Source organism: Rubellimicrobium mesophilum DSM 19309, assembly GCF_000600335.2.
GTDB classification, from domain to species: domain Bacteria; phylum Pseudomonadota; class Alphaproteobacteria; order Rhodobacterales; family Rhodobacteraceae; genus Rubellimicrobium; species Rubellimicrobium mesophilum.
Genome location: NZ_KK088580.1, coordinates 1 through 15,950, shown reverse-complemented (window position 1 = coordinate 15,950; position 15,950 = coordinate 1). Strand labels below are relative to the sequence as shown.

Here is a 15,950-nt window from a genome sequence, read left to right as displayed (position 1 = left end):
CATCATGAAGGCACTTGACCTGGACTACATGCTGGGTCTCGTGCCCGTCCTCCTGCGCTACCTGCCGCTGACGCTTGGGATGGCGGTCGGAGCGATGGTGATGGCACTGGTCCTGGCCGTGATCCTGGCCATGGTGCGGGTGCTGCGCGTGCCCCTGCTCGACCAGCTCGTGCAGGGCTTCGTGAGCTTCTTCCGGGGCACGCCGCTCCTCGTGCAGCTCTTCCTGTTCTACTACGGACTGCCGCAGATCGTCCCCGCCTTCACGGCGATCAACGGCATCCAGGCGGCGGTCGCGGGACTCACGCTGCACTTCTCGGCCTACATGGCCGAGAGCATCCGCGCGGCGATACTCGGCGTGGACCGCAGCCAGTGGGAGGCGACGCAGGCCGTGGGCATGACGCAGGTCCAGGCGATGCGGCGGATCATCCTGCCGCAGGCCGCGCGGGTGGCCGCGCCCACGCTGCTCAACTACTTCATCGACATGATCAAGAGCACCTCGCTTGCCTTCACGCTGGGCGTCACCGAGATGATGGGGGCCGCGCAGAAGGAGGCGGCGAGCAGCTTCCGCTACTTCGAGGCCTACCTCCTCGTGGCGATCATCTATTGGATCGTCGTGGAGCTGCTGTCGGTGCTCCAGCGCCGCCTGGAGGTCCGCATGAGCCGAGCCATCGCGCGATGATCGAGGTGCGCGGCCTCGTGAAGCGGTTCGGCGGCGGCGCGCCCGTGCTGAACGGCATCGACCTGGCGATCGAACGGGGCGAGCGGATCGTGGTCATCGGCCCCTCGGGGACCGGCAAGTCCACGCTGCTCCGCTGCATCAACTTCCTCGACCGGGCGGACGCGGGGACGCTGCGGATCGGCGACCTGGCGGTCGACGTGGCCAGGGCCACGCGGGCGCAGATCCTGGCGGTCCGGCGGAGGACGGCCTTCGTGTTCCAGAACTACGCGCTCTTCGCGAACCGGACGGCACGGGGCAACATCACCGAGGCGCTGGTCACGGTGAAAGGCCTCTCCAAGGCCGCGGCCGATGCCCGGGCCGAGGCGATCCTGGGCGACATCGGCCTCCTCGACCGGGCCGAGGCCTATCCGGCCTCGCTCTCGGGCGGGCAGCAGCAGCGGGTGGGGATCGGCCGGGCGCTGGCGCTCGACGCCGAGCTCATCCTCTTCGACGAGCCCACCTCGGCGCTCGACCCTGAATGGGTGGGCGAGGTCCTCGACCTCATGCGGAGGATCGCGGAAGCGCACCAGACCATGCTGATCGTGACGCACGAGATGCAGTTCGCCCGCGAGATCGCTGATCGAGTGATCTTCATGGAAGGCGGCCGCATCGTCGAGCAAGGGCCGCCGGCCGAGCTCTTCGACAATCCGCGCGACCCTCGGACGCAGGCGTTCCTACGGCGGGTCAGGTGATCCTGAACCTGCGGAGTCGTCGGCCGTGCATGTCCTCGGCAGGGACGACGCTCTAGACTCGGTGCCGGGGGCGGCCCCCGAGGCGCGGGTCTCCTGCGTCCTGCGTCCCCGGGCCCGTGCGAGTCCCCGGTGCCGCTTACGCGGCGCCCCTTGAAGGCCCCTTGAAGCGAAAGACCCGCTCAAGCCTTCTCTAGGAGGTCTGCCGACCACCATCATCGCCGTCACAGTCGAAGGTTCCGAGAGAACTGCCCTCGGGCAACGACTCTTCGAACGACGCCAGCGCCCTCCTCATCGCCGTTTCCTCCTCGGGCCGCAGAAGGTAGAACGCCACCTCGCCCTCGAAGGCCGTGACCTTGCTGGTCCGCAACTCGGCGATCTCGCACCATTCGCCGGGAATCGAGCCCCTGAACACGTCCTTGTAGATCATGGCGTAGGTCACCCCGTGACGCACGGCGACCTCGCGCACGAACTCGGACGTGAGAGAGTCGGACCGCATGGCCTCCCTCGCTTCCTCCGAGCCCAGCCCCCAAAGGTCGAGGACGTAGTTGTCGTTCCGATACGAGACCCAGCCCAGGTCGTTCACCGCCACCGCTCGGGGGAAGTATTCGGTCGCGAAGCGGTGCATCTGGAATTGCTGCTAATAGATGTTCCGGCTCGCCGCGGGCGTGATGGCCGTCATGGAAGCGTAAGGGGCTCCCAGGGCCAGGAGGGCCAGGGTCAGCACCGGGAAGCGGGCGCCAACGGGCAGGGCCGCCAGTCGGGCGCGAAGTAGGTGAACCCCGCGAGGACTAGGAGGACCACTCCGTAGACCTCATAGCGTCCGAACGGGAAAGGACCCCACGCTCCAAAGCCGCCAGCCACCACGTGCGCGGCCAGCGCCGCGACCGTCGCCTTCGCGAGGTAGGATCGAGGCGACTTCTCGGCCGCGAATGGCAGCAGGAACAGGGCGAGGACGGCGGAGAGGATTCCCCACCGGTTCTCGAGTGAGACGGAGGTGTTGTTGAGGAGGCTCCCTATGATGCCAGCCGGATCGTGTCCCATCGCCTCGGTGGAGACAGAGGATTTGGCGAGGATCGAGCTCGGCAGCAGAGGAAGACCCAGGCGGGCCATGCATAGGCCATAGCTTCCCAAGCCCAGGGCCAGCAGGGCGAGGATCGACCATGCCAGGCGCGGGCGACCAGCGGAGAAGAGGATGCCCACCACCGCCAGGCCGAGCGCGATCCCCTCGAAGCGAGTCGCGGCGCCGAGGAGGACGCCCAGGATCAGCCTCTTGCGCGCGGCCTCGCCCTCCGACAGGGCGATCAGCCCGGAGGCTACGAGGGTCACGGCCAGGATGTGCAGCGGGTGCTCCATGCCCATCATCGGCAGCGCGAAGGCATTCGCGAGGAGGAGGACAGCGAGCGGGGTCAGCAGGAGGCTTGGGAGGGAGTTCAGGCCGTCCAGGGCCAGCCCGCGTCGCAGGAGGATGGGGCACGCGAACCAGATGGCGACGAGGCAGGACGACAGACCGATCAGCAGGGGGCCTTGATCGGAGATGCCGGTCGCCATGAGGAGAGACAGAAGGAACGGGAAAACGATCGAGGACGAGGGCGAGGAATACTCGGGGAAATTCACCCCGTAGCCCCCCGAAGAATGCTCTCGGAGACGGACAGGTGTATGTAGGGATCATCCAGGGTGTAGATCAGGTGTCCCCCCGCCGCCGTGATGCTCGTGGCCACGATCGCGGCCGAGATGACGACGAAGGCCGTCATGACATAGAGGCGGAAGGCATTGTCGCGGCTGATCGTCACTGGTCACAACTCCTGGTGCTATGCTGGGCTCTCGTGGATGCGAAGCGGGCCACGAGCGTCGAGGGATGCCATCCCGCACGAAGCGATTCGTTGTGGCCAGACGATGATCGGCACGGGGCAGCTTCGGGGCAGGCCGGATGGCGCCCCGGGCCTCAGGGCACAAGGTGCGGGTCCACTCTCCAGAAGGTGGCCACGATATCGGGCCGGGAGGTCACCCATCGAGACCGCACGACGTCAGCCACTGCAGCGGCGGGAACCGTTTCGACAAAGCTGAACTGTCGGGCGACGGTCGCTCGGACAGGCTCCCAAGGCTTTTGTGGTCGGACTATTCGCTCAGCGCGGTCCGCCTGCCGCCGGCCATCGCAGCGGGATGTGCCTTACCGCACCTCGTCGAGGCGCGTCCCCTGGGGCTGGCCGGACGGCGCCGGTTGCGGGTGGAGGACAGCCCGCCCGGCCTTCGTGCCTTAGCGACATCCTGGCAACCGCAAGAGCGTGTCGCCATGGTTGGCAAGGGAGAGGTCGGACTCATCCCTGTTCCAGCGCCTGTCTTCCGAGGGGTCACGGAGGAGCCAGGCAAATCCCTGACGTCGCGGCCCCTACCGGATCTGCACCACGCGGCGGCCCTCGGCGTCGAAGGGGTGGAGGCGGGCGAGGTCCGGGGTCAGGACCACCGTGGAGCCCAGGGCCACGTTCACGTCGCCGTGCACGCGGGCGAGGAGAGGCCCGACGCCGGGCGCCTCGCAGAAGAGGTTGGTGTCCGAGCCCAGGCGCTCGATGAGCTGGACCTCGGCCCGCAGGCCGGTGCCGTCGGGGCTGACGTGCAGGTGCTCGGGCCGGATGCCGAGGGCGCGGGCTCCGGGCGGGGCGGGCCAGACCGTGCCGTCGGCGAGGCGGAGGCCGTCCGGGACTGGCGTCCCCTCGACCATGTTCATGGTGGGCGAGCCGATGAAGCCCGCGACGAAGCGGTTCGCCGGACGGTCGTAGAGGTCCATCGGCGTGCCGACCTGCTGGATGCGGCCCGCGTTCATCACCACGATGCGGTCGGCGAGGGTCATCGCCTCGACCTGGTCGTGGGTGACGTAGACGGTGGTGGCGCCGATGCGGTGGTGGAGGCGCGCGATCTCCAGCCGCATCTCGACGCGCAGGGCGGCGTCGAGGTTCGACAAGGGCTCGTCGAAGAGGAAGGCCTGCGGCTGGCGGACGATGGCGCGGCCCATGGCGACGCGCTGGCGCTGCCCGCCGGACAGCGCGCGGGGGTAGCGGTCGAGGAGCTTCTGGAGGCCCAGCACCTCGGCGGCGCGGGCGACGGGGCCGGCGCGCTCGGCCTTGGGGCGGTGGGCGATCTCCATGGGGAAGCCCATGTTCCGCGCCACGGTCATGTGTGGGTAGAGCGCGTAGCTCTGGAACACCATGGCGATGTCGCGCCCGCGCGGGGGGACCTCGTTCATGCGCCGCCCGCCGATCCTGAGCTCGCCCGCCGAGATGGGCTCCAGCCCCGCGATCATGCGCAGGAGGGTAGACTTGCCGCAGCCCGAGGGGCCGACGAGGACGACGAACTCGCCCTCCCCGACCGCGAGGTCCACGTCGCGCAGGACCTCGGTGCCTCCGTAGGACTTGGCGATGCCGGAAAGTTCGATGCCTGCCATGGATCAGCCCTTCACCGCGCCCGAGGTGAGGCCCTGGACGAGGTAGCGTTGGATGAAGGCGAAGAAGAGGCAGGAGGGCACGAGCGCGAGGACGCCCGCCGCCATCATCTGCCCCCAGTCCACCGAGAACTTGGAGACGAAGTTGAGGAGGCCCACGGGGAAGGTCATGTGCTCCTCCTTGCGGATCAGCATGAGGGCGAAGAGGATCTCGGACCACGCGGCGGTGAAGACGAAGCCGAGCGTCGCGCCGAGGCCGGGGAGCGTCAGGGGCAGGATCACCTTCCTCAGCGCCTGCATCCGCCTGCAGCCGTCGATCATCGCGGCCTCTTCTAGGTCCTTGGGGATGCCGTCGAAGAAGCTCTGCATCAGGAAGAGCGCGAAGGGGATATTGAAGGCGGTGTAGGTGACGATGAGGGAAGGCAGCGTGTTGAGGAGCCCGAGCGCCGCCACGATCCGGTAGATCGGCGCGATGATGATGAGGAGCGGGAACATCTGCGTCAGCAGCAGGAGCGCCGAGACCAGCCGCTTGCCCCGGAAGTCGAAGCGCGAGAAGGCGTAGCCGCCGCCCGCCGCGATCACCGCCGTGATGGCGGCGGTGCTCAGAGAGACGATCACCGAGTTGCCGAAGAAGCGCAGGAAGTCCGAGCCCAGGACCTCGCGGAAGTTGTCCCAGGTGGCGGCCGAGGGCCAGTAGCGCGTCCCCTCGGAGTAGACGAGCCGGTCGGGCGTGACCGCGATCTTCACCAGCCAGTAGAGCGGGAAGAGCGCGAAGGCGACGTAGGCCGCGAGAGCCAAGTATTTCCCCGCGACCAGCGCCGGATGGGGGCGTCCCAGCGCGGCCATCAGCGGCGCACCAGCCGCGACCGCACCGCGAGCAGGATCGCGGCATAGGCCATGAGGAGACCAAGGAGGGCCACGGCGATGGCCGAGGCGTGGCCGAAGTCGAGCCGCTTGAAGGCCGTGGTGAAGATGTAGGAGGACAGGATCTGCGTGGAGTTGGCGGGGCCGCCGCCGGTCATGACGTAGATCAGGTCCGCGAAGTTCGCGATCCAGATGGTCCGCAGCATCACCGTGATGACGATCATGGGCGCGAGGAAGGGCAGCGTGATCTTGGTGAACTTCTGGAGGGCCGACGCGCCGTCGATCTCGGCGGCCTCGTAGAGCTCGGACGGGATGGCGGAGAGGGCGGCGAGCAGCGTGATCGCGAAGAAGGGGACGCCGTACCACACGTTGGCGAGGATCGGGCCCCAGAGCGCCGTGTCGGGGTTGCCGAGGATGTTGTAGGGCTCGTCGATGATCCCCGAGGCCGGAGAGCCAATACGGGATCGGCCCGATCACCGGGTTGAGGAGCCAGGAGAAGGTCAGCGCCGTCAGGAAGGTCGGCACTGCCCAGGGTAGGAAGACCAGCGCCTGCACCAGCTTCTTGCCGTGGAACCGGGTGTTGAGGAGGAGCGCGAGGCCCAGCCCCCCGGCGAACTGCAGCGCGACGCTCGCCCCCGTCCACACCAGCGTGTTCCGAAGCGCGCGCCAGAACTGCCGGTCGGCCCAGAGGTCTTGGAAGTTGGACAGGCCCACCCACTTCGCGGCGCCGGGGCGCAGCAGGTTGAACTCCTGGAAGGCGTAGAGGAGGCCGATGGCGAGCGGCAGGAGCATCACCCCGCCGATGAGGAGCAGCGAGGGGAGGAGGTAGAGCCAGGGCTCCACCACCATCCCGAGATAGGCCCGGCTGAGGCGCCCCCGGGTTCCCCCGGGGGCCTCGGTCAGGGCGGCGCTCACTGGCCCCCGGCCTCCTTGTACTTGGCGTATTCGGCAGTCAGGTACTCGGCCCACTGGTCGGCGAGCTGCTGCGCGGTGATCTCGCCCAGGAGGGCCTGCTGCGCCGTCTCGATGGAGAGCTGGTCGGCGAAGTAGCCGAAGCCCTCGAGGTAGGACGGCATGGAGAGCGGGATGTAGGTGTCGGGGTTGTTCAGCTCCTCGAACCAGCCGGCGAACTGGGGCGTGTGGAAGTACGGGTCCTGGTCGGCGCCCTGGTGGATCGGGATCACGCCCACGCGCTTGGCCCAGGTGGCGTTCGATTCAGGGGACGACAGATGCGCCACGAGGCTCCAGGCCTCGTCGGGGCTTTCGGTGGTGTTGAAGATCGACCAGCCGGCGTAGCCGATGGTCGGGAAGGCGCGGCCGCCGGGGCCTACGGGCATCGGCATGACGGCGAAGGTCTCGGGGTCCATCTGGTCCGCGATGCCGATCAGCGCGTCCGGGTCCTGGTCGAGGAAGGCGCAGGTGCCCGAGTAGAAGCCCGCGACGATCTCGTTGAAGCCCCAGTTGATGCTGTCGCGCGGCGCGGCCCCAGAGGTATAGAGGTCGATCAGCGTCTGGAGCCCCTGGACGGCGCCCGGCTGGTTGATGGTGGACTGGCCGTTCTCGTCGAAGAACTCGGGGTTGTCGTTCATGGCGGCGGCGAACATCATCCAGCCGTTGGTGCCGCCGGGGCCGCCGCGCAGGCAATAGCCGGACTTGCCCTCGATCTGGCTCACCGCGTTGGCGGCGGCCACGAACTCCTCCATCGTCTTCGGGGGCTCGGCGACGCCGGCCTGCTCCAGCAGGTCCTTGTTGTAGAACATGGCCCGCAGATAGAAGCCGTAGGGGATCATCTCCAGCTTGTTGGCGGCGGTCATGCTGCCCATGCGGACCGTCTGCTCGGTCAGCGTGGCGCCGTTCTCCCACTCGGCGACGTAGGGCCCGAGGTCCGTAAGCTGGCCCGCGGCGGAATACTGGGCCATCCAGCGCTCGGGCATCTCGACCACGTCGGGGATGTCGCCGCCCGCGACCATGGTCGCCAGCGTCTCGAAGGCCTGGCCCCAGGGCAGGGACACGATCTCGACGGTGTTGCCGGTCTCCTGCTCCCAGGCGGAGACGAGGCCCTGGAGGACCTCGGTCCGCTCGGGCGAGGTGATGACCTCGACGAGCGTCAGGTCGGCGGCGGAGGCGCCCCCGGCGAAAAGCGCGAGCGTGGCGCTGGTGAGAAGGGCGTTGCGGATCGTCATGCGGTGGTCTCCCTTGGTTGGTGGTGCGGCCTCTTGGCGGGCCCGGTGGTTCAGGTGGCGGCGGCCTCCAGCGCCTGGGCGAAATCGGCCCAGAGGTCCTCGGCGTCCTCGAGCCCCAGCGAAAGGCGGACGAGGCGGGGCGAGACGCCGAAGCGCTGCGCGGCGTTCTTCTCGCCCGACTGCCTCAGCGTGATGGCGGCGGGGACGATCAGGCTCTCGAAGCCGCCCCAGCTCACGCCCAGCCGGAAGTGCTGGAGGGCGTCGGCGAGGCGGGGGATGTCGACGCCCTCGGCCAGCTCGATGGAGAGGAGGCCCGAGCGGCCCGAAAGGCCCGGCGTGGAGTTGGGGCCGGGCGAGCGGACGCGCGTGACCTGCGGCAGGGCCGCGAGGCGGTCCACGAAGAGGTTCGCGGTGGCCTCGTGCATCCGCATCCGGGGGACAAGGGTCCGGAGGCCGCGGACGAGGAGCCAGGCCTCGAAGGGGGCGAGCTTGGCGCCGAGGAGCGGCAGGGTCAGGTCGCGCAGGCGGGCGATGAGCTGGGAGGAGGCTACAACCACGCCCGCCACGGTATCGGAATGGCCGGAGATGTACTTGGAGGCCGAGTGGACGACCACGTCGATGCCGGATTCCAGCGGGCGCTGGTGGAGCGGCGTGGCCCAGGAGTTGTCGAGGACGGTGAGGGCGCCATGGCGGCGCGCGTTCTCGGCCGCGCGGGGGAGGTCGATGACCTCCATCACCATGGAGGTGGGGCTTTCGAGATAGGCCAGGGTCACGCCCTTGAGGAGGTCGGGGTCCTCGGCGAAGGCCTGGGGCGGGTGATAGGTGACCTCGACCCCCATGGGCCGCAGCACCCGTTCGAGGAGGCGGTAGCTGTCCGGGTAGACGTGCTCCACGCAGGCGACGCGGTCGCCGGGCTTCGCGAGCGCCAGAACGGTGGCCGAGATCGCGCCCATGCCGCTGGCGAAGGCGACCGCGGCCTCGCCGCCCTCCAAGTCCGCCATCATCTGCTCGAAGGCGGCGACGGTCGGGTTCTGGACACGACTGTAGAGGGGCTCGGCCGACTGGCCCATCATCCGCGCCTCGAAGGCCGCGTAGTCGTCGAAGGCGAAGAGCGAGGTCTGGTGGATCGGCGGCGTGATCGGGCCGGCGCCGTCGCTCCAGGGCTTGGCGAGGCGGGTGGCGAGGGAGGGGCGACCGGTCATTCTGGTCCTTCCATGACGGCGCGGGCGGCCGCTTCGGTGTCGTCGAGGATGCGGGCCATCAGGGCGGCGGCCTCCTCCCCCTGCCCGGCCACGACGGCCTCGGCCAGGGCGCGGTGCATCGGGATGGTGTCGGAGCCCAGGTGCGGCATCCCGAAGGGGGTCTCGTAGACCGTGTCGAAGGCCCGCTGGAGCTGGGTGATGAGCTGCCCGAAGAGCGGGTTGCCGGTGGCGTCGTGGATGGCGGCGTGGAAGGCCCGGTCGGCGGCGCGCCAGTCGGCGCCGGATTCGTGCTGCGCCATCAGGTCGAGCATCCGGGCGGCGATGCGGTCGCGGGCGGCAGGCGTGGAGTCGCGGGCGGCGAGCCGCACGGCCTCGATCTCCAGCGGGCGACGGACGGCCAAGGTGCGCAGGAGGCTCTCGGCCTCCACGGTGACGGCCAGAGGAAGATGCAGGGTCCGCCCCGTGATGGGTGCAGCAAGCACCGTCCCTGCCCCCTTGTTGCGGCTGACGATTCCCACCCGCGTCCAGGCAGTGAGGACCTCCCGAAGCTTATGCCGGCTCACGCCGAGACGCTGGGCGAGCTCCATCTCGGGCGGCAGGCGATCCCCGGGCCTGAGGCCCTCAGCCACCACCAGGGCGACCAGTTCGCCCATCACATCACGGCTCGCGTGGGTCTCATGAACAAGGGAACCAGGTCCGTCCATCTTCGCTCCGAAGGTTGGCCATAGTCTCCCGCTTTGTTCGACAAGGTCAACGGTTATGTTGGACAAAGTGCGCAGTACAAGGATGGGCCCGTCACGTTCCCAAGAAGCGCACCCGCTCCCGCCTTGGAACCTAGAGGGCGAATCCTGCGGAGGCTTATGTCGGTTCAGGCGTGGAGGGCGGATCGCGCGTCGGCCGCGCCCGCGACCCCGCCGCGATCGCTCACTTCACCTCCAGCGCAGGGCGTCGACGAGGAGCGCGAAGGCCGGCGTGGGCTGACGGCGGCTCGGGTAATAGAGATGATAGCCGGGAGAGTAAGGACACCAGTCGCCCAGCACCGCGACGAGACGGCCATCCCGTAGCGATGCAGCAGCCACGTCCTCGGGCAAATAGGCGAGGCCGAAGCCCTCCATGGCCGCCTCCATCGCTGGAAGGGTGTCATTGAAGACGAGCGCCCCCTCCACTCGGACGTTGAGAGCGCGGCCCTCCTTCTCGAACTCCCACGCGTAAAGGTCCCCCGAGGTGCTGTTGCGATAGTTGATGCAGCGGTGCATCGTCAGATCCTGCGGCACGGCCGGCGCCGGCCGATCCGCGAAGTAGACCGGCGAGCCCACGACGATCCACCGCAGGTCCGGGCCGACGCGAACCGCGATCATGTCGCGCTCGACCGCCTCGCCGAGCCGGATACCGGCATCGAACCGCTCGGCGACGACATCGGTGAAGCGGTGCTCGATGACGACTTCCACTCGAATATCCGGAAAGCCAGGGAGCAGGCGCTTCAGTGCAGGCCAGAGGATCGTCTGGTGGGCATGGTTGCTGGTGGTGATCCGGACGGTCCCGGCCGGCTTGTCGCGGAGTTCGGCGAGGGCCGTGAGCTCGGCGGCAATGGCCTCGATCCCAGGTTGGGCGACCCGGAGCAGCCGTTCGCCTGCCTCGGTGAGCGCCACGCTGCGCGTCGTGCGCGTGAGGAGCCGCACGCCGAGCCGCTCCTCGAAGCTGCGGATCGTATGGCTCAGGGTGGACTGCGTCAGACCGAGCCGGGCGGCGGCGCGGGTGAAGCTGCGCTCCTCGGCCACGGCCACGAAGACGTTCAAGTCGGTCAGGTCGTCGCGCCGCATTCATGGCTCCGATCGATAGGCTCATGCGATGGCAGCCCACTAATCGCTTGGTCGCTGGTGGTCTATCTCCCGCATCACTGACGGGGGCCGCGCCGGGACCGGTGGGCCCGTCAGGTCCTGCAACACGGCCGGCCATCGGATGCCGCCAGATCGAGGTGGACGACAGACCCATGACCGCGATCAACCCCGAGACCCTGACCAGCTTTCCGGCACCGGAGGAGGACCGGCCCGCCTGGGGTGCGGTCGTCGCCATGACGCTCTGCTCGTTCGTCCTCATCGCCTCCGAGTTCATGCCGGTGAGCCTGCTCACCCCCATCGCGCGGGACCTCGGCCTCACCGAAGGGCAGGCCGGGCAGGCCATCTCCATCTCGGGCCTCTTCGCGGTGGTCACGAGCCTTCTCGTCACGGCGCTGATCGGACGGCTCGACCGGCGCCTCGTCCTGATCGGCATGGCTCTGCTGCTGGCGGTGTCGGGCACGGTGGTGGCCTTCGCGCCCGATTTCCTCGTGCTGATGACGGGACGTGCGCTCCTGGGCGTCGCCATCGGCGGGTTCTGGTCGCTGAACACCGCCGTCCTGATGCGGCTCCTGCCGATGGCTTTGGTGCCTCTCGGCCTTGCGGTCAATCAGGGCGGGACGGCCCTGGCCGGGGCCGTCGCGGCGCCGCTCGGCAGCTACATGGGCGACCTGATCGGCTGGCGCGGCGCCTTCTTCTCGGTCGTGCCCCTCGCCCTGGCCGCGGCGGCCTTGCAAGCCCTGGCCCTGCCACCTCTCCCCGCGCGGCAGCCGGGAGCGGGCGGCAGCGTCCTTCGGCTGCTCGGAAACGGAGCGGTCGCCCTCGGCATGACCGCGATCCTGCTGGTGTTCATGGGGCAGTTCGCGCTGTCCACCTACCTCCGGCCTTTCCTGGAACAGGTGACCGGGGTGGATGTTCCCACGCTCTCGCTCCTGCTTCTGGTGATCGGGGCGACGGGCCTCCTGGGCCTCCTCCTCGTGGGCCGGGTCCTGCGCGCAGGCCTGGTCCTGTCGCTGGTCGGGGTGCCGGCGGTCATGGCGGGGGCCGCGACGGCCCTGGCCTTCTGGGAGAGCTCGACCTGGGCCGTCGCCGTCCTTCTCGCCGTCTGGGGCCTCGTGGCCACGGCGCCGCCGGTGGCCTGGGGCACCTGGCTGGCGCGCATCCTGCCGGGGGACGCCGAAGCCGGGGGCGGCCTCATGGTCGCCGTGATCCAGCTCGCCATCACGTTCGGCGCCATGGCGGGAGGCTTGGCCCTCGACGGCCAGGGCCCCGTCGCCCCCGCTCTTGCCGGCGCCGCGCTCCTCGCGCTGGCCGCTGGCGCCGCGCTCCTCGCCGGGCGCGCGCTTCATCCCGCGTCATGAGCCGCCCATCGATTCCATCGGAAGGAGACACCCCATGCGAGCCACCATCCTGCACGGCCAAGGCGACGTCCGCATCGAGACCGTCCCCGACGCCGGCCTGCGCGAGCCCACCGACGCGCTGATCCGCGTCGCCCGCGCCTGCATCTGCGGGTCCGACCTCTGGGGCTACTCGGGCCAGGACAACTTCGGCGGTCCCCGCCCGATGGGGCACGAGGCCATGGGCGTCGTGGAGGCGGTGGGGACCGAGGTGCGGACGCTGAAGAAGGGCGACGTCGTCATCATGCCCTTCGCCATCTCGGACGGCACCTGCGCCTTCTGCCGCGAGGGGCTGCACACGGCCTGCACCAACGGCGGCTTCTTCGGGCAACCGGACCCGGGCGGCGCCCAGGCCGAGGCGCTGCGTGTGCCGCAGGCGGACGGCACGCTCTACAAGGTGGACGTGGCCGAGGATGACGCGCTGATGCCGTCGCTGCTGACGCTCTCGGACGTGATGGGCACGGGGCACCACGCCGCCGTGGTGGCGCGCGTGGCGCCCGGAAAGGTCGCGGCGGTCATCGGCGACGGCGCGGTGGGCCTCTGCGGCGTCATCGCGGCCAAGCGCCTCGGGGCCGAGCGGATCATCCTGCTGGGCCGCCACGCCGACCGCATCGCGCTCGCCCGCGAGTTCGGCGCGACCGACGTGGTGAGCGAGCGCGGCGAGGAGGCGGTGGCCCGCGTGATGGAGCTCACCCGGGGCGAAGGGGCGCATTCGGTCCTCGAATGCGTGGGCACCGGGGCAGCCACCGACACCGCCATCGCCATCGCGCCCCGGCGGCGCCGTAGGTCGGGTGGGCGTGCCGCACTACGACGCCATCCCGCTCGCGCAGCCCTCGTTCTTCAAGAACGTCATCGTGGGCGGGGGCCCCGCCCCGGTGCGCGCCTACATCGCGGACTTGCTGCCGGACGTGCTGGAGGGCCGCATCGAGCCCGGCCGGGTGTTCGACCGCGTCACCGGCCTCGACGGCATTCCGGATGGCTACCGCGCCATGAACGACCGCGAGAGCATCAAGGTCCTGGTCAAGCCGTGACCTGGCAGGTGACGTTCGCAACCGGACTCCGGTGAAGCGAGACGAGTGCGGCCTGAAGCCAACCAAGGCCGCGCCCGGTCCACCCGCTCAACATACCAGGGTGCTCCGCTCGCGAGGCTACGGGCGGTGCAACTTGGGGATGTCTCCTGTTGGCGAGTCGCACGGTCAAGCGCTCCCGGTGCTGCTGGTCCGCAAGCCGACAACGCTCAGTCCCCAGGTTGCACGGCTGCGCCAAGGCGGGTCCGGTTCGGCCGTGATGCCCTGGACAGCCGCAATGTCCTGAAACCGTGGGTGCTTGTTCTGCGAGCCCGCCCGACCATGGCACACTTGCTGCGCCTGTAGGACCAGAAGGCTCGATCGGCCGGTAGGACAGCCTGTTCGCGGGCTCCGAGGCGTGCGACCGTGCCGCTAACGTCGACACCCAGAGCGAAACGGCGTCGATCCGCAGGCCTGGCTCGGCCTGAACCCCGGCGCGCCCGCTTGACCACAAGATCACCAAGATCGGAGAACTCCTGCCCAGACGCCTACAGCCATCCAACAGATGGTCACCTCGGGAAGCGTGCCAGCCCCGTGTCAAGTTGATCGCCTTCCGAAGGCCGAATCGCCGGACCCTTGGACTTGGCCGCGGGTGCTGGAGATCGCGACGGTGGTGTCGATCACGGCGCCCACCGAAACGAAGGCGGCTCAGACCCGCGCCGGCGGGCGCGATCCAGAGGGAGCAGACCGCTTGCCACCCAGCGTGGCAAGCAGGCCGGCGTCCTCGGCAATGTCATTCCTCGTAGAAGTTCAACGCCCCGCGCCAGAGCGGACCATGAATCTAGCTCCTTGCGCTACAACCCGATGACGCAGAACGCAGGATGCGCCCATCCAAAGGACCAGAGCACAACCGACTTCTTCCGGCCCGCTCGCACCCTCTGTGCTGGAACAGGCTGACGAGTTGACGCAGTCCCAAGCCGATTTTTCTTGGAGAGCAGATTTCCACTCTATCAGATTGAAGCGAACCAGAAGTCAGCAGCTTAGTCAGGCGAACTGATAGCCGAATGCCTCTATGTCCTGCCCATAACGCCGCTCGATGATTCTTCTCGATCTCTCATTGAATGCCTGGCGGTAGTCAGACCGATTACCCTTGGTGTTTCTTTCCTCGACACGAGGCAAGCTGATGCCGGTAAGTCTCTCAATCTCGGCGAGACCCCGCTCGAACTCTTCAAGGCGCCCAACGAAGTCGCAAACCGCCGCACCAGAGCTATCCGACAGGTGCCGGACTTGAGACAGCCAATGGCGATCCGCTATCTCGTCCCGGCCATACTCGCTGTCCAGCCACTCGACGAACTCCTCGAATGGCATGAATGGCCTCAGGCCCTCGAACCTGCTCAGGATCGATATCTTCCCCAGAGTCACCGCGTCGGCGACTTTGTCTTTCCAGCACGAGTGTATTCGTGCCCACGGATTCCTGACGAACGAGAACACGAAGTAGTCCGGAAAGGTGGACCGAATCTCCGACGGCTCACATTCGGATTCGAACTGCACACCCGCGGCGTTCAGGGTCGAAAAGGTTTCCTTGATCGTGCGACTGGCCACCTTGGGAACTGGAGCAGCAAGAAGTTTCCCTTGGGGATATGAGAAGCGTTCAACCCTGAGGTCCGCCCCCTTCACCGGCGTTATCAGGCGCACTGCCCTGCAGAGGAAATAGCTCGCTTTGGCCGATCGGTCGTTGAGGATCCTCCGATAACGGACATTCACCATCCAACTCCTGGTTTCATGGCCTTAATCTGTTCATCTAACCTATGGCGCCTTTTTGGAACGCTATCACGGCCGCGCACGGTCATCAAGGTGACGGACCGGGCGCTTACCGGCCGCCGAGCTCTAATGAAAGCGACATCTCTGCGCCGACTGGGCGACTTGCTGGCCAGGATGGACATGAAGTGGGCGGAGTCCCTTCCTAGTTCGGCCACGTCAATTCGAAGCGCTTAGGCTTCGAAGTTACATCGGACCACATCGCGAGGGCATCGGTCTCGATGCTATGGCGGTTTGCCATGGTAGCTTTGGCCCGAGAGGCGGCAAGTCATGCGCCATCTGGAGCCGAGATCCAGTGCGCCCGGACGAGCGAAACACAAGTTCCTTCAAAGCGGCCTGATGCCTGTGCATCATGCAACAAGAGCGATGCAGCTGCTGTGCCGCAGGATCTTGCGGCACCGGCTCGCACGAGAAAACGGCTGGCGACCGTTCTGCATCAAGTATCGCTCCCCGACGGCCTTCGCGTCGAAGTCACCGCCACGGGGTCCGCCTCCATACGCCTTGGCGCGTGCTGACGTCGGAGTTGGCCACCACGGGCACCGCCGGCCCGAGCGTCACCCATCTCCGAGACATGAAGCCTCCGGTTCTGAGCGGGCCCTGGACATCGTCAGCCAGGGTGCAACCGCGCGCAGATCCCAGTCTTTGAACGTAAGCGGTGTCTGGACCGCACCTTTCGTTTGGGCATGTGAGGGGCGAGGCTGACGGTCTCTGATATGGGATCGTTTCGTGTCTGGACTTGAACCTACGCTTGGGCCGATGCGCGTGCCGCGTCGCATCGAGGTGATCAACGGGGCTGGCGGG

The 15,950-nt window shown here is 68.2% G+C and carries 15 protein-coding genes; 4 read left to right on the top strand and 11 right to left on the bottom strand.

Annotated elements, in window-relative coordinates; genetic code table 11:
- The first annotated feature begins 4 nt into the window (after nucleotides 1-4).
- Both RUMESO_RS13620 and RUMESO_RS13615 read left to right on the top strand, forming a co-directional pair.
- Entirely contained in the window at nucleotides 5-679 is a 675-nt protein-coding gene (locus RUMESO_RS13620) for an amino acid ABC transporter permease (protein ID WP_037281089.1), read from the top strand.
- Nucleotides 676-1,410, top strand: a complete 735-nt coding sequence (locus tag RUMESO_RS13615; protein WP_037281087.1) for an amino acid ABC transporter ATP-binding protein — start codon at nucleotides 676-678, stop codon at nucleotides 1,408-1,410. The genes RUMESO_RS13620 and RUMESO_RS13615 overlap by 4 nt, the downstream gene beginning before the upstream one ends.
- A gap of 190 nt (nucleotides 1,411-1,600) precedes the next feature.
- On the opposite strand, the gene RUMESO_RS13610 is transcribed toward RUMESO_RS13615, so the two are convergent.
- The 10 genes from RUMESO_RS13610 to RUMESO_RS13565 all read right to left on the bottom strand — a co-directional run bounded on the left by RUMESO_RS13610 (nucleotide 1,601) and on the right by RUMESO_RS13565 (nucleotide 10,912).
- Nucleotides 1,601-2,035: a hypothetical protein gene (locus RUMESO_RS13610; protein ID WP_037281085.1), complete on the bottom strand. Its 435-nt coding sequence runs from the start codon at nucleotides 2,033-2,035 to the stop codon at nucleotides 1,601-1,603.
- Between the two features lie 92 nt (nucleotides 2,036-2,127).
- Nucleotides 2,128-3,024: a hypothetical protein gene (locus RUMESO_RS13605; protein WP_037281083.1), complete on the bottom strand. Its 897-nt coding sequence runs from the start codon at nucleotides 3,022-3,024 to the stop codon at nucleotides 2,128-2,130.
- Nucleotides 3,021-3,200 (bottom strand): hypothetical protein, encoded by a 180-nt coding sequence (locus RUMESO_RS13600; protein WP_037281081.1) that lies wholly within the window; start codon nucleotides 3,198-3,200, stop codon nucleotides 3,021-3,023. Before RUMESO_RS13600 ends, RUMESO_RS13605 begins: the two co-directional genes overlap by 4 nt.
- Nucleotides 3,201-3,796: 596 nt before the next feature.
- A complete protein-coding gene (locus RUMESO_RS13595; RefSeq protein WP_037281079.1) occupies nucleotides 3,797-4,846 on the bottom strand; it encodes an ABC transporter ATP-binding protein in 1,050 nt (349 codons plus the stop codon).
- Between the two features lie 3 nt (nucleotides 4,847-4,849).
- Entirely contained in the window at nucleotides 4,850-5,689 is an 840-nt protein-coding gene (locus RUMESO_RS13590; RefSeq protein WP_037281077.1) for a carbohydrate ABC transporter permease, read from the bottom strand.
- On the bottom strand, nucleotides 5,689-6,075 hold the full coding sequence (locus RUMESO_RS27245) for a carbohydrate ABC transporter permease (RefSeq protein WP_245639282.1): 387 nt from the start codon (nucleotides 6,073-6,075) through the stop codon (nucleotides 5,689-5,691). The genes RUMESO_RS13590 and RUMESO_RS27245 overlap by 1 nt, the downstream gene beginning before the upstream one ends.
- A 543-nt stretch (nucleotides 6,076-6,618) precedes the next feature.
- The gene (locus tag RUMESO_RS13580; protein WP_037281075.1) at nucleotides 6,619-7,890 is read right to left on the bottom strand and encodes an ABC transporter substrate-binding protein; all 1,272 of its coding nucleotides are present in this window, start codon (nucleotides 7,888-7,890) and stop codon (nucleotides 6,619-6,621) included.
- 50 nt (nucleotides 7,891-7,940) lie between these two features.
- A complete protein-coding gene (locus RUMESO_RS13575) occupies nucleotides 7,941-9,092 on the bottom strand; it encodes an aminotransferase class I/II-fold pyridoxal phosphate-dependent enzyme (RefSeq protein ID WP_037281073.1) in 1,152 nt (383 codons plus the stop codon).
- Complete coding sequence (locus RUMESO_RS13570; protein WP_245639281.1) at nucleotides 9,089-9,745, bottom strand: FadR/GntR family transcriptional regulator; 657 nt, start codon at nucleotides 9,743-9,745, stop codon at nucleotides 9,089-9,091. The genes RUMESO_RS13575 and RUMESO_RS13570 overlap by 4 nt, the downstream gene beginning before the upstream one ends.
- 276 nt (nucleotides 9,746-10,021) lie before the next feature.
- Complete coding sequence (locus RUMESO_RS13565; RefSeq protein ID WP_037281069.1) at nucleotides 10,022-10,912, bottom strand: LysR family transcriptional regulator; 891 nt, start codon at nucleotides 10,910-10,912, stop codon at nucleotides 10,022-10,024.
- A 170-nt stretch (nucleotides 10,913-11,082) separates the two neighbouring features.
- Between RUMESO_RS13565 and RUMESO_RS13560 the strand changes: the two genes are divergently transcribed.
- Both RUMESO_RS13560 and RUMESO_RS13555 read left to right on the top strand, forming a co-directional pair.
- Nucleotides 11,083-12,288, top strand: coding sequence for an MFS transporter (locus tag RUMESO_RS13560; protein WP_051521323.1), 1,206 nt, complete (start codon nucleotides 11,083-11,085; stop codon nucleotides 12,286-12,288).
- Nucleotides 12,289-12,322: 34 nt separating this feature from the next.
- A complete protein-coding gene (locus RUMESO_RS13555; RefSeq protein ID WP_211262887.1) occupies nucleotides 12,323-13,390 on the top strand; it encodes an alcohol dehydrogenase catalytic domain-containing protein in 1,068 nt (355 codons plus the stop codon).
- Between the two features lie 985 nt (nucleotides 13,391-14,375).
- Here RUMESO_RS13555 and RUMESO_RS13550 read toward each other — a convergent pair.
- Complete coding sequence (locus tag RUMESO_RS13550) at nucleotides 14,376-15,098, bottom strand: sulfotransferase family 2 domain-containing protein (protein WP_082484051.1); 723 nt, start codon at nucleotides 15,096-15,098, stop codon at nucleotides 14,376-14,378.
- Nucleotides 15,099-15,950 lie beyond the last annotated feature (852 nt).